This window comes from Actinomadura terrae, assembly GCF_022751215.1.
GTDB classification, from domain to species: domain Bacteria; phylum Actinomycetota; class Actinomycetes; order Streptosporangiales; family Streptosporangiaceae; genus Spirillospora; species Spirillospora terrae.
Window position 1 is genome coordinate 870,375 of the sequence record NZ_JAICDG010000001.1, and the last position, 23,137, is coordinate 893,511.

At 73.3% G+C, this 23,137-nt stretch carries 21 protein-coding genes; 15 read left to right on the forward strand and 6 right to left on the reverse strand.

Annotated features, from left to right (window positions below):
- Positions 1 to 17 precede the first annotated feature (17 nt).
- The 8 genes from K2F47_RS03830 to K2F47_RS03865 all read left to right on the forward strand — a co-directional run bounded on the left by K2F47_RS03830 (position 18) and on the right by K2F47_RS03865 (position 8,588).
- Positions 18 to 896 carry an FAD binding domain-containing protein gene (locus K2F47_RS03830; RefSeq protein WP_242901257.1) on the forward strand — a complete coding sequence of 293 codons (879 nt, stop codon included), beginning with the start codon at positions 18 to 20 and terminating at the stop codon, positions 894 to 896.
- Positions 896 to 1,408, forward strand: a complete 513-nt coding sequence (locus K2F47_RS03835) for a (2Fe-2S)-binding protein (RefSeq protein WP_242901258.1) — start codon at positions 896 to 898, stop codon at positions 1,406 to 1,408. Before K2F47_RS03830 ends, K2F47_RS03835 begins: the two co-directional genes overlap by 1 nt.
- Positions 1,405 to 2,766, forward strand: coding sequence for an 8-oxoguanine deaminase (locus K2F47_RS03840; protein ID WP_242901259.1), 1,362 nt, complete (start codon positions 1,405 to 1,407; stop codon positions 2,764 to 2,766). Before K2F47_RS03835 ends, K2F47_RS03840 begins: the two co-directional genes overlap by 4 nt.
- Positions 2,766 to 5,075 carry a xanthine dehydrogenase subunit D gene (pucD, locus tag K2F47_RS03845; RefSeq protein ID WP_242901260.1) on the forward strand — a complete coding sequence of 770 codons (2,310 nt, stop codon included), beginning with the start codon at positions 2,766 to 2,768 and terminating at the stop codon, positions 5,073 to 5,075. Before K2F47_RS03840 ends, pucD begins: the two co-directional genes overlap by 1 nt.
- The gene (allB, locus tag K2F47_RS03850; RefSeq protein ID WP_242901261.1) at positions 5,072 to 6,385 is read left to right on the forward strand and encodes an allantoinase AllB; all 1,314 of its coding nucleotides are present in this window, start codon (positions 5,072 to 5,074) and stop codon (positions 6,383 to 6,385) included. Before pucD ends, allB begins: the two co-directional genes overlap by 4 nt.
- Positions 6,382 to 7,377: an allantoicase gene (alc, locus tag K2F47_RS03855; protein WP_242901262.1), complete on the forward strand. Its 996-nt coding sequence runs from the start codon at positions 6,382 to 6,384 to the stop codon at positions 7,375 to 7,377. The genes allB and alc overlap by 4 nt, the downstream gene beginning before the upstream one ends.
- A 69-nt stretch (positions 7,378 to 7,446) precedes the next feature.
- On the forward strand, positions 7,447 to 8,346 hold the full coding sequence (locus K2F47_RS03860; RefSeq protein ID WP_242901263.1) for a hypothetical protein: 900 nt from the start codon (positions 7,447 to 7,449) through the stop codon (positions 8,344 to 8,346).
- Positions 8,343 to 8,588 (forward strand): hypothetical protein, encoded by a 246-nt coding sequence (locus tag K2F47_RS03865; protein ID WP_242901264.1) that lies wholly within the window; start codon positions 8,343 to 8,345, stop codon positions 8,586 to 8,588. The genes K2F47_RS03860 and K2F47_RS03865 overlap by 4 nt, the downstream gene beginning before the upstream one ends.
- 64 nt (positions 8,589 to 8,652) lie before the next feature.
- On the opposite strand, the gene K2F47_RS03870 is transcribed toward K2F47_RS03865, so the two are convergent.
- The 3 genes from K2F47_RS03870 to K2F47_RS03880 all read right to left on the reverse strand — a co-directional run bounded on the left by K2F47_RS03870 (position 8,653) and on the right by K2F47_RS03880 (position 11,692).
- Positions 8,653 to 8,889 carry a DUF397 domain-containing protein gene (locus K2F47_RS03870; protein WP_242901265.1) on the reverse strand — a complete coding sequence of 79 codons (237 nt, stop codon included), beginning with the start codon at positions 8,887 to 8,889 and terminating at the stop codon, positions 8,653 to 8,655.
- Positions 8,890 to 9,017: 128 nt separating this feature from the next.
- Entirely contained in the window at positions 9,018 to 10,469 is a 1,452-nt protein-coding gene (locus K2F47_RS03875) for a S1 family peptidase (RefSeq protein WP_242901266.1), read from the reverse strand.
- A gap of 530 nt (positions 10,470 to 10,999) precedes the next feature.
- Positions 11,000 to 11,692 carry a TetR family transcriptional regulator gene (locus K2F47_RS03880; protein WP_242901267.1) on the reverse strand — a complete coding sequence of 231 codons (693 nt, stop codon included), beginning with the start codon at positions 11,690 to 11,692 and terminating at the stop codon, positions 11,000 to 11,002.
- A gap of 268 nt (positions 11,693 to 11,960) precedes the next feature.
- Between K2F47_RS03880 and K2F47_RS03885 the strand changes: the two genes are divergently transcribed.
- A complete protein-coding gene (locus K2F47_RS03885; protein ID WP_242901268.1) occupies positions 11,961 to 13,571 on the forward strand; it encodes an MFS transporter in 1,611 nt (536 codons plus the stop codon).
- Positions 13,572 to 13,641: 70 nt separating this feature from the next.
- Here the strand turns inward: K2F47_RS03885 and K2F47_RS03890 are convergent, their stop codons facing one another.
- A complete protein-coding gene (locus tag K2F47_RS03890) occupies positions 13,642 to 14,208 on the reverse strand; it encodes a class I SAM-dependent methyltransferase (RefSeq protein ID WP_242901269.1) in 567 nt (188 codons plus the stop codon).
- A gap of 52 nt (positions 14,209 to 14,260) precedes the next feature.
- On the opposite strand from K2F47_RS03890, the gene K2F47_RS03895 reads away from it, so the two are divergent.
- Entirely contained in the window at positions 14,261 to 15,052 is a 792-nt protein-coding gene (locus tag K2F47_RS03895; protein ID WP_242901270.1) for an AraC family transcriptional regulator, read from the forward strand.
- A gap of 10 nt (positions 15,053 to 15,062) precedes the next feature.
- On the opposite strand, the gene K2F47_RS03900 is transcribed toward K2F47_RS03895, so the two are convergent.
- Positions 15,063 to 16,268, reverse strand: a complete 1,206-nt coding sequence (locus K2F47_RS03900; RefSeq protein WP_242901271.1) for an RNA polymerase sigma factor — start codon at positions 16,266 to 16,268, stop codon at positions 15,063 to 15,065.
- A gap of 284 nt (positions 16,269 to 16,552) precedes the next feature.
- Here K2F47_RS03900 and egtA point away from each other — a divergent pair, with 284 nt between their 5' ends.
- From egtA to egtD, 4 genes are all read left to right on the forward strand, one after another.
- Positions 16,553 to 17,824 carry an ergothioneine biosynthesis glutamate--cysteine ligase EgtA gene (gene egtA / locus K2F47_RS03905; protein ID WP_242901272.1) on the forward strand — a complete coding sequence of 424 codons (1,272 nt, stop codon included), beginning with the start codon at positions 16,553 to 16,555 and terminating at the stop codon, positions 17,822 to 17,824.
- Positions 17,812 to 19,161, forward strand: coding sequence for an ergothioneine biosynthesis protein EgtB (egtB, locus tag K2F47_RS03910; protein ID WP_242901273.1), 1,350 nt, complete (start codon positions 17,812 to 17,814; stop codon positions 19,159 to 19,161). The genes egtA and egtB overlap by 13 nt, the downstream gene beginning before the upstream one ends.
- A complete protein-coding gene (gene egtC / locus K2F47_RS03915; RefSeq protein WP_242901274.1) occupies positions 19,162 to 19,914 on the forward strand; it encodes an ergothioneine biosynthesis protein EgtC in 753 nt (250 codons plus the stop codon).
- 126 nt (positions 19,915 to 20,040) lie between these two features.
- Complete coding sequence (egtD, locus tag K2F47_RS03920; protein WP_242901275.1) at positions 20,041 to 20,997, forward strand: L-histidine N(alpha)-methyltransferase; 957 nt, start codon at positions 20,041 to 20,043, stop codon at positions 20,995 to 20,997.
- Positions 20,998 to 21,025: 28 nt separating this feature from the next.
- Here the strand turns inward: egtD and K2F47_RS03925 are convergent, their stop codons facing one another.
- On the reverse strand, positions 21,026 to 21,766 hold the full coding sequence (locus K2F47_RS03925) for an SGNH/GDSL hydrolase family protein (protein ID WP_242901276.1): 741 nt from the start codon (positions 21,764 to 21,766) through the stop codon (positions 21,026 to 21,028).
- Between the two features lie 187 nt (positions 21,767 to 21,953).
- On the opposite strand from K2F47_RS03925, the gene K2F47_RS03930 reads away from it, so the two are divergent.
- On the forward strand, positions 21,954 to 23,087 hold the full coding sequence (locus tag K2F47_RS03930) for an acyltransferase family protein (RefSeq protein ID WP_242901277.1): 1,134 nt from the start codon (positions 21,954 to 21,956) through the stop codon (positions 23,085 to 23,087).
- Positions 23,088 to 23,137: the final 50 nt, after the last annotated feature.

Sequence of the window (23,137 nt, forward strand, 5' to 3'; positions counted from 1 at the left end):
CGGGTACGGGGGAAGAGATGGAGTTCATGCGACCGGCCACCTGGGCGGACGCGCTGGCGGCGAAGGCGGAGCACCCGGGGGCGCTGCCCATCCAGGGCGGCACCGACGTCATGGTCGAGATCAACTTCGACGTGCGGCGTCCCGAGGCGCTGCTGGATCTGAACCGCGTCGCCGAGCTGACCGGGTGGGATGCCGTCGACGGGCGGCTGCGGGTCGGCGCGGCCGTCCCGTACGCGCGGCTGATCAAGGAGCTGGGGGACCGGCTGCCCGGCCTCGCGCAGGCGGCCCGGACGGTCGGCTCCCCGCAGATCCGCAACCGGGGCTCGGTCGGCGGGAACCTCGGCGCCGCCTCGCCCGCCGGGGACTCCCATCCGCCGCTGCTCGCCGGGGACGCGGTGATCGAGGTCGAGTCGGCGGCGCGCGGCCTCCGGATGATCCCGGCGGCGGAGTTCTACCTCGGCGTGAAGCGCAACGCGCTGGAGCCGGACGAGCTGATCCGCGCGTTCTGGAGCGCTCCGGCGTCCGGCCCGCAGTACTTCTCGAAGATCGGCACCCGGAACGCGATGGTGATCGCGGTGTGCTCGTTCGCGCTCGCGCTGCACCCGGACGAGCGCCGCGTCGGCACCGGGGTCGGCTCGGCCGCCCCGACGCCGCGCCGCGCGCCGGCCGCCGAGGCGTTCGCGTCCGCCGAACTGGACTGGGAGGGGCGCGGCCCGCTGCCCGAGGCGGTGTCCCGGCGGTTCGGGGACCTCGTCGCGGACGCGGCGTCCCCGATCGACGACGTCCGGGGCACCGCCGGATACCGCAGGCACGCGCTGGCGGTGATGGCGCGCCGCACGCTCGCCTGGGCCTGGAACGACCACCGCGCCGGAACCGTGGAAAGGAGGGCGTCCTGATGCGCGTCCACATCACCGTGAACGGCTCGCCCGAGACCGTCGACGACGTGTGGGAGGGCGAGAGCCTGCTCTACGCGCTGCGGGAGCGGATGGGCCTGCCCGGCTCCAAGAACGCCTGCGAGCAGGGCGAATGCGGTTCGTGCACGGTCTACCTGGACGGCGTGCCGGTCTGCTCGTGCCTGGTCGCCGTCGGCCAGGCGGAGGGGCGGGACGTCCGCACCGTCGAGGGCCTGGCCGAGGGGCCGCCCGGCGACTCCGGGGAGGCGCGGCTCGACCCCGTCCAGCAGGCGTTCGTGGACGCGGGCGCCGTGCAGTGCGGGTTCTGCACGCCGGGCCTGATCGTCGCGTCCCACGACCTGGTCGAGCGCAACCCCGAGCCGTCCGACACCGAGATCCGCGAGGCCCTCGCCGGGAACCTGTGCCGCTGCACCGGCTACGAGAAGATCCTCGACGCGGTCCGGCTCGCCGCCGCGCGTAAGCGGGCGGCCGGGGGGAAGGCGGCGCGAACATGAGGACCGTCATCGAGAACGCCCATGTCGTGACCGTCTCCGGCGAGGAGCACCCGAGCGGGCACATCGTCGTCGACGGCGACCGGATCACCGCGGTCGGCGCGGGCCCCGCCCCTTCGGCGCCGAGCGACACTCCGACCGAGCGGATCGACGGGCGCGGCTGCCTCGCCACGCCCGGCCTGGTCAACACCCACCACCACCTCTACCAGTGGGCGAGCCAGGGCATCGCCACCGGCTCCACCCTGTTCGAGTGGCTGACCACCCTCTACAAGCCGTGGTCGAAGATGGACGCGGAGGTCGCGGCGGGCGCGGCGAGCGCCGGGCTCGGCTGGCTCGCCAAGTCGGGGTGCACCACCTCCACCGACCACCACTACCTGTTCCCGAAGGGGCGCGGCGACCTGTTCGCCGCCGAGATCGAGGCCGCGCGCGAACTCGGCCTCCGCTTCCACCCGTGCCGGGGGTCGATGGACCTGGGCGAGTCCGACGGCGGGCTGCCGCCCGACGAGGCCGTCGAGGACATCGACACGATCCTCGCCGAGACCGAGGCCGCGATCGAGCGCTACCACGACCCCTCGCCCGGGTCCATGCTCCGCGTCGCGGTCGCGCCCTGCTCCCCGTTCTCCGTCACCCGCGACCTGCTGGTCAGGTCGGCGGAGCTGGCGCGCGACCGGGGCGTCCGGCTGCACACCCACCTCGCCGAGACGCGCGACGAGGAGGAGCACACGACCGAGCGGTTCGGCATGACGCCGGTCGAGTACATGGACTCGCTCGGCTGGCTCGGCCCGGACGTGTGGCTCGCGCACTGCGTCCACCTGCACGACTCCGACGTGAAGCGGCTCGCCGAGACCGGCACCGGCACCGCACACTGCCCGAGCTCCAACGCCCGCCTCGGCTCCGGCATCGCCCGCGTCGCGCACCTGCTGGAGGCGGGCGCGCCGGTCGGGCTCGGCGTGGACGGCCCGGCGTCGGCCGAGATGGTCCCGCTCGCCGGGGAGATGCGGCAGGCGATCTACATGCAGCGCGCCCGGTACGGGCCCACCGCCCTGACCGCCCGGCAGGCGCTGGAGATGGCGACGCTCGGCGGCGCCCGCTGCCTCGGCCGGGAGGCGGACCTCGGCACGCTGGAGCCCGGCAAGCTCGCCGACATCGCGCTGTGGCGGGTCGACGGCTTCCACGCGGCGATCGACGACCCCGTCGTCGCGCTCGCGTTCGGGCAGACGCCGCCGCTGGCGCGGCTGCTGGTCGGCGGCCGGACGGTCGTCCGCGACGACGCGCTCACGTCCGTCCCGCAGGACGAGGTCGGGCGGCGCGGAGCCGCCGCCCACCGGCGTCTCATGACTCTCGCGGAGGAGGTCCTCTGATGGTGGCCCCGGTGAAGACCCCCGGCCATGTGGCGGCCCCCGGCCTCGGCGGCGTGGGCGAGAGCGCGCCCCGCCCCGACGGGACGCTGAAGGTCGCGGGCGAGTTCGCCTACGCGTCCGACCTGTGGATCGACGGGATGCTGTGGGGCGCGACACTGCGCAGCCCGCACCCCCGCGCGCTCATCCACGCGATCGACATCGGGCCCGCGCTGGCGCTGCCCGGCGTCCGCGCCGTCCTCACCCACGAGGACGTGCCCGGCCGCCCCGCGTTCGGCGTCGACGGCGTCGAGGACCAGCCCGTCCTCGCCGCCGAGCAGGTCCGGCACCAGGGCGAGCCGGTCGCGCTCGTCGCCGCCGACCACCCCGAGACCGCGCGGCGCGCGCTGGAGCTGATCGGCGTCCGGTACGAGGTGCTGGAGCCGATCACCGACCCGCGCGCCGTCATCGCCGACCCCGAGCGGCTGAAGGTGCAGGAGCGCGGCGGCGTCACCCGGTACCAGCCCGTCCGGGTCGGGGACGTGGAGGCCGCCCGCGAGCGCGCCGACGTCGTCGTCTCGTCGGAGTTCGAGGTGGGCATCCAGGACCAGGCGTTCCTCGGGCCGGAGGCGGGCCTCGCGATCCCGGCCGAGGACGGCGGCGTCGACCTGTACGTCTCCACGCAGTGGATCCACAACGACCTCAAGCAGATCGCGCCCTGCCTCGGCCTCCCCGAGGACAAGGTGCACATGACGCTCGCGGGCGTCGGCGGCGCGTTCGGCGGGCGCGAGGACCTGTCGATGCAGATCCACGCGGCGATGCTGGCGCTGCGCACCGGCAAGCCCGTGAAGATGTCCTACAACCGGTACGAGTCGTTCTTCGGGCACGTCCACCGGCATCCCGCGCTGATGCGGTACGAGTACGGCGCCGCGTCCGACGGGCGGCTGCTGTACGCCGACGTCGAGATCGTGCTGGACGGCGGCGCCTACACCTCGTCCTCGCTGAACGTCGTCGGGAACGCCGCCTCGCTCGGCGTCGGCCCCTACGAGATCCCCAACATCAAGATCGACGCGTACGGCGTCTACACCAACAACCCGCCGTGCGGGGCGATGCGGGGCTTCGGCGCCGTCCAGGCGTGCTTCGCCTACGAGTCGATGATGGACAGGCTCGGCGAGGCGTGCGGCCTCGGCCCGGTCGAGATCCGCCGCCGCAACGCCGTCTCGCAGGGCTCGCGGCTCGCGACCGGCCAGGTCATCGAGTCGCCCGCGCCGCTCGCGCCGATGCTGTCGCGGCTGGAGGCGATGCCGATGCCGCCCGGCCTGGACGCCTCAGACCCGCGCAACCTGCCCGGCGGCGTCTCCCAGGCCACGCGCGGCGAGGGCGTCGTGCGCGGCGTCGGCTACGGCGTCGGGCTCAAGAACATCTGCTTCTCCGAGGGCTTCGACGACCTCGCCACCGCGCGGGTCCGGCTGGAGGTCATCGGCGGGGAGGCGACCGCGCTCGTCCACACGGCGGCGGCCGAGGTCGGGCAGGGGCTCGTCACGATCCAGGCGCAGATCGTCCGCACCGAACTGGGCGTCCAGCGGGTCACGATCGCCCCGGCCGACACCGGGGTCGGCGACGCCGGGTCCTCCAGCGCGTCCCGCCAGTCGTACATGTCGGGCGGCGCGGTGAAGACGGCCTGCGAGGCGGTCCGCGCCGAGCTGCTCGCGCTCGCCCGGCGCTCGCACCCGGGCGCCGCGCACGTGGCCGGAGGGAAGATCGTCTCCGCGACGGGCGCCGTCCTCGCGGCGATCGAGGACGTCCTCGGCGACACCGTCATCGAGCAGACCCGCGAGTACCACCACCGCGCCACCGAGCGCATGGACCCCGTCACCGGGCAGGGCCGCAGCCACACCCAGCTCGCCCTGTGCGTCCACCGCGCGGTCGTCGACGTGGACGTCGACCTCGGGCTCGTCAAGGTCGTCGAACTGGCCGCCGTCCAGGACGTCGGGAAGATCCTCAACCGGCAGGCGCTGGAGGGCCAGATCCACGGCGGCACCGCACAGGGGCTCGGGCTCGCGGTGATGGAGGAGATCCTGGTCACGGACGGCCTCGTCCGCAACCCCTCCTTCACCGACTACCTCATCCCGACGATCCTCGACATGCCGCCGATGCGGCTCGACATCCTGGAGTACCCCGACCCCGAGGCCCCCTACGGGCTGCGCGGCGCGGGGGAGCCGCCCACGCTGTCGTCCACGCCCGCGATCGTCGCCGCCATCCGCGACGCCACCGGACGGCCCCTCACCCGGGTCCCGGTGCGTCCCGAGCACGTCATACGAACCGTCACATGAACCACGACCTGGTGATCCGCTCCCGGCGGGTCGTGCTCCCGGACGGCGAACGGCCCGCCGCCGTCGCCGTCCGGGACGGACGCGTCGCCGCGATCGCCTCCTACGACGCGCCGCTGCCCGCCTCGGCCGAGACCCGGCTCGGCGACACGGCGCTGCTGCCGGGGCTGGTCGACACCCACGTCCACATCAACGAACCGGGCCGCACCGAATGGGAGGGCTTCGCCACCGCGACCCGCGCCGCCGCGTCCGGCGGCGTCACCACGCTCATCGATATGCCGCTGAACTCGCTGCCGCCCACGGTCACGCCGTCGGCGCTCGCGCTCAAGCGGGCCGCCGCGGACGGCGCGCTGTTCGTGGACGTCGGCTTCTGGGGCGGCGCGGTCCCCGGCAACGGGATCTACCTGCGCGCCCTCCACGACGCGGGCGTGTTCGGGTTCAAGTGCTTCACCTCCGACTCCGGCGTGCCCGAGTTCCCGCCGCTCAGCGCCGCGCGGATGCGGGAGGCCTTCCAGGAGATCGCCTCGTTCGGCGGGCTGGTCGTCGTGCACGCCGAGGACCCCGCCGACCTCACCGCGCCGTCCAGTGGCGCCTACGGCGACTTCCTCGCGTCCCGTCCGGCCTCGGCCGAGCGGCGGGCGGTCGAACGGGTCATCGCGCTCGCGGCGGAGACCGGCGCGCGCGCCCACATCCTGCACCTGTCCGCCGCCGACTGCCTGGGCCCGCTGGCGCGGGCCCGGGCCGACGGGCTCCCCGTCACCGCCGAGACCTGCCCGCACTACCTCACGCTTTGCGCGGACGACGTGCCGGGGCCGTCCGCGACCTCCTACAAGTGTTGCCCGCCCATCCGCGACACCGCCAACCGCGACGCCCTGTGGCAGGGCCTCGACACCGGCGTCATCTCCTGCGTCGTCACCGACCACTCGCCCTGCACCCCCGAACTGAAACGCGGCGACTTCGCCACCGCTTGGGGAGGCGTCTCGTCCCTCCAGCTCGGACTGCCCGCCGTCTGGACGGAGGCCCGGCGGCGAGGCCACTCGCTGACCTCGGTCGTCCGCTGGATGGCCGAGGCGCCCGCCGCCCTCGCGTCCCTGCCCAAGGGCCGCATCGCCGTCGGCCGCGACGCCGACCTCGTCGCCTTCGACCCCGACGCGGACTTCACCGTGGACGCCGCGTCCCTGCACCACCGCCACCCCGTCACCCCCTACGAGGGGCGCACCCTGTCGGGCGTCGTCCAGGCGACCTGGCTGCGCGGCACCCGCGTCGGCGCCGCGCCCACGGGACGCCCCCTCGCCCGAACGGACACCCGATGACCTTCACCGCGCTCCCGGACCTCGCCGTCCGGACCCTCGGCGGCTCCGTCCTCGCCGCCAGCGACGAGTCCTTCGCCGAGAAGGAGAACCTGATCAACCCCTGGGCGCCGACCTTCGCGCCCGCGACGTTCGGCCCCAAGGGCCAGCGGTACGACGGCTGGGAGACCGCCCGCCGCCGCGCCCCCGGCCACGACTGGGCCCTCGTCCGCCTCGGCCTCCCGGGCGTCGTCCGCGGCGTCGTCATCGACACGGCCTGGTTCAAGGGCAACTACCCTCCGCACGCGTCCGTGGAGGCCGCCGCCGTCGACGGCTACCCCTCGCCCGCCGAACTCGCCGCCGCCGACTGGACCGAGATCGTCCCGAGGAGCCCCCTCGAAGGCGACACGGCGCACGCCTTCCCCGTCGCTTCGCGGCGCCTCGCCACCCACGTCCGGCTGAGGATGTTCCCCGACGGGGGCATCGCCCGGCTGCGCGTCCACGGCGAGGTCGTCCCCGACCCGGCCCGCCTCACCGGCCTCACCATCGACCTCGCGGCCCTGGAGAACGGCGCCCGCGTGGTCGAGTGCTCCGACGCCTTCTACTCCTCCCCGGACAACATGCTGTTCCCCGGCCTCGCCCGCACCCAGGCCGACGGCTGGGAGACCGCCCGCCGCCGCGACGACGGCGACGACTGGGCCCTCATCGCCCTCGCCGCCCCCGGCGTCGTCCGGCTCGCCGAGATCGACACCACCCACCTCAAGTTCAACGCCCCCGCCGAGGTCACCCTCACCGGCCTGGACGAGAACGGCACCGCCACCGTCGTCCTCCCGCGCACCCGCGTGCAGCCCGACACCCGCCACCACTTCCGCGTGACGTCCCCCGAGGTGACCCACGTCCGCGTGGACATCCACCCCGACGGCGGCCTCGCCCGCCTCCGCCTCCACGGCGACCTGACCCCGGCCGCCAGCCACGCCCTCACCACCCGCTGGCAAACACTTCGCAACGATCTGTGACGCAAGACACACAGAACGTGATTCAATAGCGTCACTATCGAATAGTAGTTGCACAGTAACGTTCCGTGCATGCCCACTGCCGAGCATGAGTCCCCCATCCAGATCATCCGCGACAACCCGGCCATCATCGCCCAGGTGATGCGTGCGGCCTTCGACATCGAGATCTCCGACGATGTCGAGGTCCGGACGGCCTCGGAGGACTTCACCCAGATCGCCCCCACCGCCTACCGCGCCGACAACGTCGTCGAGATCTGCGAGAGGGGCTCTCCCGAACGCAAGATCGGCGTCGTCGCCGAGACCCAGCGCGCCGTCGACCCGAAGAAGCGCCACAGCTGGCCCCTCTACCTGACGGGGCTCTTCGCCAGGCTCGAATGCCCGTCCTACCTCGTGGTCATCTGCCCCGGCGGCCGGGTCGCCCAGTGGGCACGCGAGCCGATCGACATCGGCCACCCGGGCTTCACCCTCGCCCCCCTCGTCCTCGGCCCCGGAACCGGCCCGCTCGTCACGTCCACCGACCAGGCCGCCCAGATGCCCGAACTCGCGGTCATCGCGGCCCTCGCCAACGTCACGCCCCCCACGGAGGAGTCCCTGGAGATCACCTACGCCGCCCTGGCGACGATCGAGAACACGCAGCAGGAAAACGGCCACTTGTACACTGACATGGTGCACAAGGTGCTCCCCCTGGCCGCCAAAAAGATCTTGGAGGAGTTCGTGACCACAGGCACAGCCGACTACAAGTTCACCAGCGACTTCGCCCTCCGCAACCACGAGCGCGGCCGCGAAGAGGGCCGCGAAGAGGGCATCGCCCTCGGCGAGGCGAAGTCGGTACTCGTAATCCTCGCCGCGCGGAAGCTGGTGGTGTCGGACGAGGCGCGCGAGCGGATCATGTCCTGCCAGGACCTGGACACGCTGGAGGGCTGGGTGAATCGCGCTTTGACGGTCGAGTCGGTGGAAGCGCTCTTCGAGTGAGCCGCTCCGTCACCGAGTACAAGTTCACCAGCGACTTCGCTCTCCGCAACCAGGAGCGCGGCCGCGAAGAGGGCATCGCCATCGGTGCAGCGAAGTCGGTACTCATGATCCTCGCCGCGCGGGGGGTGGTGGTGTCGGACGAGGCGCGCGAGCGGATCATGGCCTGCCAGGACCAGGAAACCTTGGACAGTTGGGTGGTCCGCGCGCTGACGGTTGGCTCAGTGGAAGCCCTCATCGGCTGAGCATCCGGTGATGTGAAAGGCGCCCCGGGAGTTCCGGGGCGCCTTTTCGTTGGGCTTGGGTGGGTCAGGTGCCCTCGGTGGGCTCCTCCTCCAGGAGGTCGTCGAACTCGCCGTCCTTGACGCCCGCGATGAAGGCGTCCCACTCGGCCTCGGTGAAGTAGAGGATCGGCCCCTCGGGGTTCTTCGCGTCGCGCATGACGACGGCCCTCTCACCGAAGTCCTTGTGCTGGACGGGTACGTCCTTGCCATCGACGAACTCGATGATGACCCCGTCGCTGAGGATCGGTTCCTGCTCGGTCACTGGCGCACCTTCCTCGTCCCGGCTCTGTCGCGTCCAAGGCTAGTGGGGACGGGGGTGCCGCCACATGAAAAGCAGTCCCCGGCCGTCCAGTGTGGGGAGGGACGGCCGGGGACGATCGAGGGGCGGGATCAGGGCTTGTTGAAGCCCAGCGTGAACTCGCCGGAGCCGTTGTAGGCGTGCACGCGGTACCGGTAGGTGCCGGGCGCGCCGTCGTAGCTGATGCGCTCGTCGGGGTCGGGGCTGGTGGAGGCGGCGACGTTGGTCCAGGTGCCGCCGTTCAGCTTCTGGAGGTAGAGGTCGAAGTCGACGCCGTCGGGGCCGTCCAGGCAGGCGGTGTGCGTGCCGGACGCGGTGGTGGTGTAGTCGCCGCTCGGCTGGTAGTTGCTGGCGCCGGTGGTCACGGACGCGTTGGTCTTGGTCTGGTAGGCGTCGCAGGGACCGGGGTTGCCGGGGCCGGGGCCGCCGCCCTCGGTGACGAGCTGGCGCCCGTCGCGGGCGAGGATCTGCAGGACCTCGCTGACCGGCTGGAAGTAGGTGGTGTCCTGGGAGTCCTGGCCGTTGTTGCAGGAGCCCGAGGTGCCGGAGGTGATGCCCTGCGCCTGGCCGCCGGTCTCGGAGATCAGCGCGCCGCCGGAGTCACCCGGGTCGGCGCAGATGTTGGCCTGGATGAGCCCGCTGACCGAGCCCTCCTGGTAGTTGACGGTGACGTTGCGGGCCTGGATCGGGCCGCACCACAGCCGCGAGTTCGTGGTGCCGCCGGAGCGGCAGGCGCGCGCGCCGACGGGGGACTCGGTCGCGCCGAGGACGCTCTCGTACGAGCCGTTCCACTTGGTGACCTTGGGGGTCGGGGTCCACTGGCTGTTGGTGTCGATCCAGGAGTAGTCGTCGCCGGGGAAGGACGAGCCGCCGAAGGTTCCCTGGGCGACCTGGTTGGAGCCCTTGGTGGTCTCGCCCACGCCGCCGCAGTGGCCCGCGGAGATGAAGCCGCCGGTCACGGCGAACGCGACGGAGCAGCCGTACTTGGACGTCCAGTACCGCTCGCCGCCGACGATGTCGTAGACGAGGTGGGGCTTGGCGGCGGAGCGGACGATCCGCACGGCCCCCGCGTCCACGCCGCTCGCGGCGACGAACTTCTGCGCGGCTGCGGGGGAGGAGGTGTTGACGACGACCCGGTTGCTCTGGCTGTCGACGTACCACGAGGTCACGGACTTGGCGGCGGACGCGGCGTGCCGGTCCAGCCTCGTCTGGACGGAGTCCAGCGCGGCCGCGCCGAACTTCACGATCTTGGGCTCCGCCCCGGCGGCCTCGATCGCCTTGGCGGCGGAGGCGTCGGTGGTCGCGACGACGACCTTCGAGCCTCCGGCGACCCAGGCGCCGCCGAACTTCTTGCCGAGCGTGAGCCGGAGCTGCTTCTGGACGCGGGCGGCACGGTCGCCGGAGTGCGCCGGGGCGAGCGGCGCGGCGGCGGCCTGCGGACGGGAGGCGGGGGAGGCCGGTTCCTGCGCGTGCGCTGGGGTCGCCAGCGCCGCGACGAGTCCGGTCGCCACCGCTATGCCCAGCACACGGTGTTTGCGGGACATGTCACTCTCCAGATGGTGGGGGTGGGGAGAGAAAAGGGGCGCCCTTCCCGGACTGTAGGGCGAACCGTAAAGGGCCACAATTCATCGCATTGAAGTGGTTTTCCACTGTTGATTGCGTTGCCGTCGAACGGCGGGGGCCACGGCGGGAAACGGGGTGGTCTGGTCCGCCACCTGGTGACGTCCGGCCCGCGATCCTCTACGATCACCTCGTCCCGTCCGGCCTCGCGGAGCCGAACGCACGCGGACGGGACGCGGCCATGGACTCACGTCAGGGACGGTGGCATTGAGCTCGACGGCAAATTCCACGTCGGCCCCGAGAGGGGTCAGCTGGGTATGAGGCGTACATTCCCGCGGTGACCGCGACCGCCTAGGACGTGTCGCACAGCGACCTCAGCCGTCACGCGGGCGTGTAGCTGAGCGGTGGGGCGACGCCGGAGGCGAGGCCCCACCGGGAAGATCGCGAAGCGATTCCGCACCCGCGAAGGCACGGTCCCGTCCCGAGCCGCCAGGCGAGGGGCGTGGGCCGGGACTTAGTCAACACCGTCGCCGAGGCAGGCGGACGGTTCCGGGGTGCGGCTGAGGTCGCCCTCCAGTATCCCGAACGCCTGGTCGACGATCTCCGACAGCGAGCCGAACGCGCCGGGGTGCCGGCGTGCGACGTCGGCGGAGGCCTGGAAGCCGCAGGTGGCGGCGGCGGCGATCACGTGGGGGCGCAGGTCGGTCTCGGGGTCGGCCTGCATCCGCTCGCTGATGATCTGGGTCAGCAGCAGCTGCTTCTTCTGCGCGTGCTCCAGGCTGCCCGCCATCAGCGTGGGGCTCTCGGCCATCATCGTCAGCAGGCAGTTGAAGCGCTCGGGGTCGAAGCCCAGCTCGCCGCGCTCGCAGGCGCGGGCGACCTCCACCACCGTGTTGCGCAACGCGGTCATGATCGGCTCGTCCGCCGGACGGCCGGCCAGCATCGCCATGACGGCGCGGGTCTGCTCCTCCTGGAACGTGAGGGCGACGTCCTCCTTGGAGGCGAAGTAGCGGAAGAACGTCCGGGACGAGACGTCGACCGCGTCGGCGATCTCCTCGACGGTGGTCGCGTCGAAACCCTTCTCGGCGAAGAGCGTGAACGCGGCGTTGACGAGCGCCTCCCGGGTGCGCTGCTTCTTGCGTTCGCGCCTGCCCGGGGGCTGGGGTTCCGGACCCTCGCGACGGGTCTCGGGGGCGGTCGCGGTCATGGGCGAAGTGTAACCAGCGGCGAACGTTCCGCCAAGCGGCAGTAGCTGACGGTTGTCGTGACATGAATCATGTCGCTCCACGACGTCGGGCATTTGACGACAAGTGTCGGCCTGTGACACTTTACTTCGCAGTACTCGCACGAGGTGCCGCCAGGGCGGGCCCGCATCGCCCGAACAGCATCGCCCGCGGGTGCGGCCTGCGTCGCACGGCTAACGCAACATCACTGAAACCACGCATGACCAGTAAATATTCGCATGGAGGCCGAAGATGACTCAGTCACAGGGCGCCGAGGTGCTCCACCCGGGCGCCCCCCGATCCGCAGCGCCGCCCGGACGCCGGGCGAGGGCCGGGCACGGGCATCCCTGGCTCACGCTCGTCGCCGTGGCGCTCGGCGTGATGATGGTCGGGCTGGACGCGACCGTCGTGTCCATCGCCAACCCCGCGATCGCCAAGGACCTCGGGGCCAGCCTGTCGGGCCTCCAGTGGGTGACCAACGCCTACCTGCTCGCCCTCGCCGTGACGTTGATTCCCGCCGGGAAGATCGCCGACCGGTTCGGGCGCAAGCGCACCTTCCTCGCCGGGGTGGTCGGCTTCGCCGTCTCCTCGCTGCTGATCGGGTTGTCCGGCGGCCTCGGCATGGTGATCTTCTGGCGGGTCGTGCAGGGGTTCGCGGGGGCGCTCCTGCAACCCGCCAGCCTCGCCATCCTGCGCAACACCTTCCCCGCCGACAAGCTCAACGCGGCCATCGGCGTCTGGGGCTCCACGGTCGGCATCTCGATCGCCGGCGGCCCGATCGTCGCCGGGCTGCTGGTCGAGAACGTCAACTGGGAGTCGGTGTTCTTCCTCAACGCGCCGCTCGGCGTGATCGCGCTGGCGATGGGGCTCTGGGTGATCCGCGAGTCCAAGGACGAGGAGTCCGCGGGCTCGTTCGACCTGACCGGCGTGGCGTTGCTGACCGGCGCGCTGTTCGGTCTGGTCTGGGGCCTGATCAAGGCCGGTGAGCACGGGTTCGGCGACACCGTCCCGCTGGTGTCCTTCGCCGCGGCGGTGGTGCTGTTCGCCGCGTTCGTGTGGAACGAGCTGCGCGTCGAGAAGCCACTGCTGCCGCTCGGGCTGTTCAAGTCGGTGTCGCTGTCGGCCGCGACCGGGCTGATCATCCTCGGCTTCTTCGGGATGTTCGGGACGATCTTCTTCATCACCCTGTACCTCCAGCAGGTGCACGGGATGAGCCCGGTGGACGCGGGCGTCCGGATGCTGCCGATGACCGGCATCTTCATCGTCGCCTCGCCGGTGGCGGGTGTGCTGACCAACCGGTTCGGGCCGCGGCTGCCGCTCGCGCTCGGCATGGCGTTCACCGCGGCCGCGATGTTCGGCCTCTCGCGGATCGGGGTGGACGCCCCCTACATCCAGCTCTGGCCGTGGTTCGTGCTCGTCGGCCTGGCGTTCGGGATGGTGATCGTCGCGGGCACCGAGGCGATCGTCGGCAACGCGCCCGCGCACCTCGCGGGCGTCGCGGGCGGGCTCCAGCAGACCGCGTCGCAGGTCGGCGGCGTGCTCGGCACGTCGGTGCTCGGCGTGCTGATGTCCACCAAGGTCGGGGACGTGCTGGTCGAACGGCTGACCGGCGCGGGCGTGCCCGGCGCCGCCGCGCAGCAGCTCTCCGGGCAGGAGGGCCTCGTCTCGCAGGGCGTCGCGCCCGTCCCGCCGGGGACCCCGGGCGGGACGGCCAAGGCCATCACCGACGGAAGCCACCTCGCGTTCATGGACGGCTTCCAGACGTCGCTGACCGTGGCCGGGTCCGTCGCGCTGGTCGCGATCCTCGCGGCGCTGCTCGTCCGGCGCGGCGCGTCCCCCGTCGAGGGTGCCGCCGTCGCCTGAGCCCCGCACGACTCACGGGCCCCGGGCCCGCTCCGGAAGGGGCGGACCCGGGGTCCGTCGTCTGGGGACCTCAGGGTTTGCGGGCGGAGAAGCGGAACGAGCCCTCGCCGCGCTCGATCGTCACGCCGGTGAACCCGGCCGCCTCCAGACGGCGGGGCAGCGTGTCCGGGTCGACGACGACGCAGGTGTCGAAGAGGTGGATGAGGCGGAAGGCACGGCCGTCCAGGCCGTCGCTCCCCGCGAACACGCCGCCGGGCCGCAGCACCCGGCACGCCTCGGCGAACAGCCGGTCCTGCTCCCGCGGGGACGGGACGTGGTGCAGCATCGTGAAGCAGACCGCCGCGCTGAACGCGGCCTCCTCGAACGGCATCGCCGTCCCGTCGCCGTCGACGATCGTGGCCGAGGGCCCGGCGAGCCTGCGCAGCCGTCCTGCGAGGACCGGGTCGATCTCCAGCGCGGTCAGGCCGGGGGCGCGCCGCCGCAGCACCCGCGTCGTCGCCCCGTACCCCGGGCCGATCTCCAGCACGTCCGGCCCGAGGTCGACGCCGTCGAGGGCCCAGGGCAGCAGGTCGCGCTCCACCTTCCGCGCCCAGGAGGCGGATCGGCAGCACCACTGATGGAAGCGATTCATCGGCATGGGACGACGCTAGGGTCGGGGTCGTGGTGGCGGGAACGAGGTGGCAGGACGGATGATGTCGCGATCCGGACAGCGGGCCGGGGCACCCGTCTGGGAGCCCGTCCCGTGGACGCCGGACGGATCGCTGCTGGTCGAGAGCTTCGCGATGCCGTCGCGGTGGCGGTTCGGCACGCACGTGCATCCCTGGCACCAGCTCGCGTGGGCGGCCGAGGGCGTGCTGACCGTCGAGACCGGCGAGGGTCTGTGGGTGCTCCCGCCCGTCCGCGCGCTGTGGATTCCGGCGGGCGTGCCGCACGCGACGGCCGCGCACCGGGCGTCGGTCATGCGCAGCCCCTACCTGCGGCCGGACGCCTGCCCGGTGCGCTGGAGCGCGCCCACGGTCGTGAGCGTCCCGCCGCTGCTGCGCGAGCTGATCGTGCACCTCGCCGGGCCAGGCCCGACCGGGGACGCGCGGGGCCGCGCCGAGGCCGTGCTCTGCGACCTCGTCGAGCCGGTGGATGCCGGACCCCTGTTGCTGCCGCTGCCTTCCGACGGGCGGGCGAGAGGCGTCGCCGAGGCGCTGCTGGACGACCCGTCCGACGGCAGGACGCTCGACGCCTGGGGACGCGTCGCCGGGGCCAGCGGCCGCACGCTGGCGCGCCTCTTCCTCGCCGAGACCGGCATGAGCTTCGGCCGGTGGCGGACGCAGGCGCGGCTGCGCGCGGCGCTGCGGCTGCTCGCCGAGGGCCTCCCGGTGGCGACGGTCGCCGGACGCGTCGGCTACGAGACGCCGAGCGCGTTCGTCGCGGTCTTCCGCCGCGCGTTCGGGGTGTCGCCCGCCCGGTACTTCACGCCGACCCGGTAGCCCGCCGGGCTCAGCTCTGGCCGGGGCTCGGCGTCGGGTTGGACGTGGGGCTCGGGCCGGGCGTGCCCGGGTCCTCGCCGGGCGGGTCGGTCGGGGTCTGCGGCGGGGTGGTCGGGTCCGTGCCGCCGCCCGGCGGGGTCGAGGGGTCCGAGGACCCGCCGCCCGGGGGAGTGGTCGGCGGCTTCGGCGGCTTGGCCGGAGGCGTGCCCGGCTTCGACGGCGTCGACGTGGACGGGTCCTCCGAGGCCCTCGGAGCGGGCGTCGAACGAGTGGGCGTACCGGGCCCCGCGGGCGTGCCCGCGGGGGCGCCGCCGCCGGGGTTCGGGCCGACGGGACGCGGCGGGTCGCCGTAGGCGGTCGTGACCGGGGCGTGCGTGCCGCGCTCGGCGCCCGTGACGCCCGGCGAGTGACCCGGAGCGCCGCCGGCCCCGGCGGACGCGGGCTCGGTGTGCCCGCTGCTGGAGGTCGGCACCAGCGACGCCGCGTCGCCGCCCTTCGCCGACGGCCACGACGTCAGGAGCCCGATGACGGCCGCCGCCGAAGCCGCGAGGCCCGCGGCGGCGCCCGCGCCCTTGGAGACGCCCCGGCGCTGCCGAGGCTGCTCCGTCCGGCGCGGCCCGATGACGACGAGCGGGGTGGGCGCGGCGACGGTGGGCAGCGTGCGGACGGCCTCGTCCTCGCACGCGGCGAGGACCTGGTCGCGCAGCCACGCCGGCGCCCGGTCGGGCGCGCGGCCCGCGAGCAGCTGCGGCAGCTTGCCCTTCTCGAACGCGGTGATGAGGTCGAGGTACGCCGTCCCGCGCATGAGCGTGTCGAGGACCGCGCGCTCCAACCGCGTGCGCGCCGCGTTCAGCAGCTGCGCGAGCGTGTCGGGCGCGATGCCGAGCACGCGCGCGATGTCGTGCGGTTCGAGCCAGTCGCCCGCCCAGAGCAGCAGCACCTCGCGGTGGTCCGAGCGCAGCCCGGCGGCGGCGCGCAGCAGCGGGTCGGGGGAGCTGAACACGGGAGCGCCCCGTCCGGCGGATACCCCGGCGCACGTGGTGCGCGCCAGCGAGTACAGCCAGAGGACGGTGTCGCCGCGCGGCGGCTGGTGCACCGCCGCGACGAAGGTGTCGCGGACCGCTGCCGCCGCCTGCTCGTCGCCGACCAGCGACCAGCAGTACGCGTAGAGGCGGGCGGCGTGCGCGTCGTAGAGGGAACCCGGGTCCCCGCGCATGTGACCTCCCGGTGGGGCTCTGCCGGTGCCGGCCGTCGCGAGGGTGACGCTGCAACACGGACAAACCGGCGGGTATCGGGACTCTAGCGGCTCCCGCCAACGGGTGAGAAACCAGGGACGGAACGGGACGCGAACGACCCACCGGAAGGCACGGAAGGTATCCGGCTGGTTGCCGGAGAGTGACGTTCGTGGAGATTTAAGGAAGTTCCCGAAAATCACCTGATTCCTGATGCGGTTCAGCAGGGAAGGATTCGAACCCGTTATCGAATTTCGAGGGGGACCGGGTGACCCGGCTGACCGTGGACGACGTCTACCAGTACATTCGCGGGGTCTGTTTCAAGACCGGCCCGCCCGGGACGGTCGGCGCCGAGACCGAGTGGTTCGTCGTCGACGCCGCCGATCCGGCCGCGCACGTCCCCGCCGACCGGGTGCGCGAGCTGGTCTCGGCGGCGGGCGCGCCGGGCGGCGGGAGCAGGGTGACCTACGAGCCCGGCGGCCAGTTGGAGCTCAGTTCGGCGCCCTTCCCCGGGCTCGCCCCGCTGCACGCGGCGCTCACCGGCGACATCGCGCACATCCGGGACGCGCTGGAGCCGGCGGGCCTCACGCTCGCCGGGCACGGCGTCGACCCGGTCAGGCGCCCGCGCTTCCAGGCCGACCATCCGCGCTACCAGTGCATGCGCGACTACTTCTACGCCGGCGGGTTCGCGGACGTGGGCCTCGCGATGATGTGCTCGACCGCGTCCGTCCAGGTGTGCCTGGACATCGGCGCCGACCCCGCCGACGCGGCCCGGCGCTGGCGGCTCGCGCACGCGCTCGGCCCGGTGCTGGTCGCCGCGTTCGCGAACTCGCCGCGGCACGCGGGCCGCCGCACCGGGTTCCGCTCGTCCCGGCAGGACATCTGGACGCGGCTCGATCCGGGCCGCACCCTGCCCGTCCTGCGGGACGGCGCGGACGACGACCCCGCCGAGGCGTGGACGCGGTACGCGCTCGACGCGCGGGTGATGCTCGTCCACACCGAGAAGGACGAGTGGGTGTCGGCGCCCGGCATGTCGTTCGGGGAGTGGCTGGCCAAGGGCGAGCCGTGCGCCGAGGACCTGGAGTACCACCTGTCCACGCTGTTCCCGCCCGTCCGGCCGCGCGGCTGGCTGGAGCTGCGGATGATCGACGCGCTGCCCGAACGGTACTGGCCGGTGCCGGTCGCCGTCGCCGCCGCGCTGCTGGACGACCCGGCCGCCTCGCGTGCCGCCGAGGCCGCGACCGAACCGGTCGCGGACCGGTGGGAGCAGGCCGCGCGCTGCGCCCTCGCCGACGCCGCGCTCGCCGATGCCGCGCGGGCCTGCTTCCGCGCGGCGCTGGACGCGCTGCCCCGGCTCGGCGGGTCCGGGCTCGTCCCGCTGGTGGCGGAGTACGCCGACCGGTACGTCGAGCGCGGACGCAGCCCGGCCGACGACGAGCCCGCCGCGCCGCTCCAGGCCCCGACCCCGACCCCCTCTCAGTCCCCGTCTCAGACCCCGCCCCTGTCACCGTCTCTGGAGGATCAGACATGGCACCGATGAGCCCGCCGGGCTCGACCGCCGAGTACGACGAGGAGGCGTTGAAGGAGCTGATCGCGGGCGAGCTCGGCGCCGCCCGGGACCGCAGCTTCGGGCTGACGACCGACGCGCTCGCCGAAGCCGACCTGACCACGCAGGTCTCCCCGCTGATGTCGCCGTTCGTGTGGGACCTCGCCCACATCGGCAACTACGAGGAGCTGTGGCTGCTGCGCGCGGCCGCCGGGATCGAGCCGATGCGCCCGGAGATCGACGGGCTGTACGACGCGTTCGAGCATCCGCGCGCGGAGCGCCCGTCCCTGCCGCTGCTGCCGCCGGACGAGGCGCGGTCCTACATCGCCACCGTCCGCGCCAAGGTGCTCGACTCGCTGTCGTCCGTCCGGTTCGACCCCGCGAACCCGCTCACGTCCGGCGGGTTCGTGTACGGGATGGTCGTCCAGCACGAGCACATGCACGACGAGACGATGCTGGCCACCCACCAGCTCCGCAAGGGCGCGCCCGCCCTGCTCGACCCGCCGCCCGAGCCCGTCCCGAGCCGGCCCCCCGGCGCGGACGAGGTGCTCATCGAGGCGGGCCCGTTCCAGATGGGCACCTCGGACGACCCGTGGGCCTACGACAACGAGCGTCCGGTGCACCTGGTGGACGTCCCCGCGTTCTACATCGACGTCGAGCCCGTCACCAACGCCGCCTACACGGCGTTCATCGAGGCGGGCGGCTACGACGACCCGCGCTGGTGGACACCGGCCGGGTGGGAGTGGCGCGAATCGTCCGGGAAACGCGCCCCCGCCTTCTGGGCACGCGAGGGCGGCCGGTGGGTGCGGCGCCGGTTCGGGCGGACGGAGCCGGTGCCGCCGGACGAGGCCGTGCAGCACGTGTGCTGGTACGAGGCGGACGCCTACGCGCGGTGGGCGGGCAAGCGCCTGCCGACCGAGGCCGAGTGGGAGAAGGCCGCCCGCTGGGACCCCGCCGTCCAGCACTCGCGCCGCTACCCGTGGGGCGAGGTCTACGAGGAGGGCCGCGCGAACCTCGGGCAGCGGTCGCTGCGGCCGTCGCGGACGGGCGACTACGCGTCCGGCGCGTCCGCCTACGGGGTGCGGAGGCTGATCGGCGACGTGTGGGAGTGGACGTCCTCGGACTTCCACGGCTACCCCGGCTTCCGCTCCTTCCCCTACAAGGAGTACTCGGAGGTGTTCTTCGGGCCCGAGTACAAGGTGCTGCGGGGCGGCTCGTGGGCGACGCACCCGCTCGCCATCCGCGGGTCCTTCCGCAACTGGGACTACCCGATCAGGCGGCAGATCTTCTGCGGATTCCGCTGCGCGCGCTCGGCGGGGGAGGTCGCCTAGATGTGCCGCCACCTCGGTTACCTGGGGCCGGCCCGGACCCTGCACTCGCTCGTCTACGACGGCGAGCACTCGCTGGAGCACCAGGCGTACGCGCCGCGCATGACGCAGGGCAACCTGCTCAACGCCGACGGGTACGGCATCGGCTGGTACGGCCCGGGGGACACCGCGGGGAACACCGAGCCCGTCCGGTTCCGGCGCGCGCAGCCGATCTGGACGGACGCCTCGTTCCGTGAGATCGCCGGTGCCGTCCGCACGTCGTGCGCGGTCGCGGCGATCCGGTCGGCCACCGCCGGGTTCCCCGTGGACGAGTCGTGCGCCCAGCCGCTCCGCGCCGGGCGCCGGCTGTTCAGCCACAACGGCAGGATCGAGGGCTACGCGGGGGTGGAGGGCAAGCTCCGCGAGCTGGCGGGGGAGATCGCGGACATCCCCGACGCCCGCGCGCCGATCGACTCCGCGCCGCTGTTCGCGCTGGCGGCGCGGCTGTGGCGGGAGGGCGCCGCGCTCGGCGAGGGCCTCGCCGCCGCCGTCGAGGCCGTCACCGCGCTCGCCCACGGCCGCTACAACCTGCTGGCCTCGGACGGCACGACCCTCGCCGCCACGACCTGGGGCGACTCGCTGTTCGTCCGGGAGGGGGAGGAGGAGATCCGGCTCGCCTCCGAGCCGCTGGACGGCGATCCCGGCTGGCGCGCCGTCCCCGACCGCTCGCTCGTCACCGCCGGGCTCACCTCCGGCGTGCGCGTCGACCCGCTCTGACCTTCTGTCGCCGACCTTCTGTTTCCGACCCTGCCGTTCCGACCTGCCGTATCCGACAGGCCCTAGCCGTGCCGATCCCGGCCCGGACCCAAGCGCCGGGCCGGGGCCCCGCCAAAGGAGAACCACGTGGACCGGTTCCTGACCGCCGACGACCTCGCCAAGACGCTCCGCCAGGACGTCAGGGAGGGGCTCACCGGAACCCCCAAGACGCTCCCGTCCAAGTGGTTCTACGACGAGCGCGGCAGCGCGCTCTTCGAGGAGATCACGAAACTGGAGGAGTACTACCCGACCCGGCGCGAACGGGAGATCCTCACCGCCCGCGCGCCCGACATCGCCGCCGCCACCGGCGCCCGCACGCTGCTCGAACTCGGCGCGGGCTCCGGCGAGAAGACCCGCCTGCTGCTGGACGCGCTGAGCGGCACGCTCCGGTCCTACGTCCCGGTGGACGTGAGCGGGGACTTCCTGGAGGAGGCCGCCGCCGGGATCGCCGCCGACCACCCCGACCTCACCGTCCACGCCGTCGTCGCCGACTACGAGCAGCACCTGCACCTGCTGCCCACCGGCGAGCGGCGGCTGATCGCCTTCCTCGGCGGGACGATCGGCAACATGCCGCCCGCGACCCGCGTCGGCTTCCTCGGCGGCCTGCGCGCCACCATGGGCGAGGGCGACTTCCTGCTGCTCGGCGCCGACCTCGTCAAGGACACCGGACGCCTCGTCCGCGCCTACGACGACGCGGCGGGCGTGACCGCCGAGTTCAACCGCAACGTCCTGCGCGTCATCAACCGCGAGCTCGGCGCCGACTTCGACCCGGCGGCGTTCGAGCACGTCGCGCGCTGGGACGAGGCCGAGGAGTGGATCGAGATGCGGCTGCGCTCGACCCGCGACCAGGACGTCCGCGTCTCCGGCCTCGACCTCACGGTGCCGTTCGCGGCGGGGGAGGAGACCCGCACCGAGATCTCCTCGAAGTTCCGCCGCGAGCGCATGGAGGCCGAGCTCGGCGCGGCCGGCCTGGAGACCGCCGCCTTCTGGACGGACGCGGCGGACGACTTCTGCCTCGTCCTGGCCCGCCCCACGCTCGACTGACCCCGGGAAGCCTCCCGGGAGAAGCGGTTCAGCCCTGACCGCGGACCGGGTGGGCGAGGCCCAGGCGCTTGATGTCGTCGGCCAGGCGGGCCGCCACGTAGCGGTGGCCCGCCGGGTTCGGGTGCGTGCCGTCCTTGCGGATGTAGAGCGTGGCGTTCCCGGTGCCGTTCCGCCGGTTCCCGGTGATCCACTGCTCGGCGATCGGGTCGACGAACGGGATGCCGAGCCGCGCGGCGACGGGCTTCAGCGCGTCCCGGATGGCGACCGCCTTCTGCGGCGGCGGCGCGCTGCCCCACAGCGGGCCCATCAGCACGATCCGGGTGCCCGGCCAGCGCCGGCGGGCACGCTCCAGTACCGCGTGCGCCGCCGCCGCGACCTGCGCGGGCGGGAAGCGCCAGTCGTTGTGCCCCCCGGACACGATGAGCAGGTCCGGCGCGGGCCGCCAACCGAGCTGGCCCTCGAACAGGTTGAGGTAGGCGTCGCCGACCGCGCTGTGCGCGACGAAGCCGGTGCCCGCGCGGCCGCCGACGATGACCTGCCAGCCCAGCAGCCGCGCGGTCGCCGGAGCGTACGTGGTCTCGGGCAGCGCCCCCCGCTCGCCGACCGTGTAGCTGTCGCCGAGGAACATCACCACGGGCGGTGCCGGCCGCGTCGACGGCTCCGCCGCCGCGGCGGAGCGGTGCGCCGAGCCCCCGCAGCCCGCCACCGACGGCAGGCCGAGGCACAGCGCGAGGATCGCCGCGCCGCGGCGGGCGCGGCGAGATGTCATGGAGGACCACCAAATTTCCGGGGAATCGCACCGCATCTTACTGAGCCCGGCGCCGTCTTCGGGCAGGTCCGCGCCGACTCGCCGTGCCATCCGCCGATCGAGACCGCATCGTTTCCTACACCCGCCGTTAACCGCGTCCTCACGTGCAGGCTCGCCGCTCGCAACCGGGCACCGAGAGGGTGCCGCGGTGACCCGGCGTGCGCGGCTGCGCGAACTCGATCTGCTCCGCTTCCTGGCGGCCATGGCGGTGGTGCTCTACCACTTCACCGGCTTCGGCGGTGACGGCGCCTGGCCGCGACCCGCGCGGGAGGTCTTCCCCGAGCTGGCGGGGGTCACCAAGTACGGCTACCTCGGCGTCGACCTGTTCTTCGTCGTCAGCGGGTTCGTGATCCTGATGAGCGCGTGGGGGCGCGGCCCCGGCGAGTTCGGGATCTCGCGGCTGGTCAGGCTGATGCCCGCGTACTGGGCGAGCGTGCTGCTCGGCGCCGTCGTCTACGCGGTGTTCCGGGAGGGCAACGGCGTGCCCGGGCTGGTCGTCCCGAACATGACGATGTTGCAGGGCGGGCTCGGCGTCCGGAACGTGGACGCCGTGTACTGGACGCTCTGGGTCGAGATGCACTTCTACGTCCTCGCCGCGATCCTCGCGGCCGTCGGCATCACCTACCGCTCGTGCCTGATCTTCATGGCGGCGTGGATGTTCGGCGGGGTCTTCGCCGACGAGGCGGGCAACGACCTGCTCCAGATCATGCTGGTGCCGACGTGGAGCCCCTACTTCATCGCGGGCATGGCGCTCTTCATGATCCACCGGTTCGGGCCGACGCTGCTGCTGTGGGGCTACGTGGCGGTGTCCTGGCTGCTCGCGCTGCACTGGGGCACCTGGCGCGCCGGGACCGCCTTCAAGGACGCCGATGACACGGTCGTCGGCGTGGTCGTGACCGCGATCTTCGTGGTGATGATCCTCGTCGCCACCGGGAAGCTGAACTGGATCCGCTGGAGCGGCCTGACCCTGTTCGGGGCGCTCACCTACCCGCTGTACCTCGTCCACTCGCAGCTCGCGCTGCCGCTGCTGGACGCGGCCTACCCCGGCCTGAACCGGTGGGCGGCGCTCGCGGCCGTGCTCGCGGCGTCGCTGGTGCTGGCGTACGCGCTGCACCGGCTGATCGAGCGGCCCGGCGCGACCTGGCTGCGGGCCCAGCTGCGCGCCTCGCTCGCGCCGATGCGCCCGGCGGCGGAGGCCGCGCCACCCGGCGCCCCGGGCGGCCTGGGCGAGGCCCCCGTGCCGGCGGCCCGTCCGGCCGACGCGGAACTCGTCCGGCACTGAGATCCGGCACCGAGATCCGGGCCCCGGCCTCGCGGCACGGCCGTGGCCGG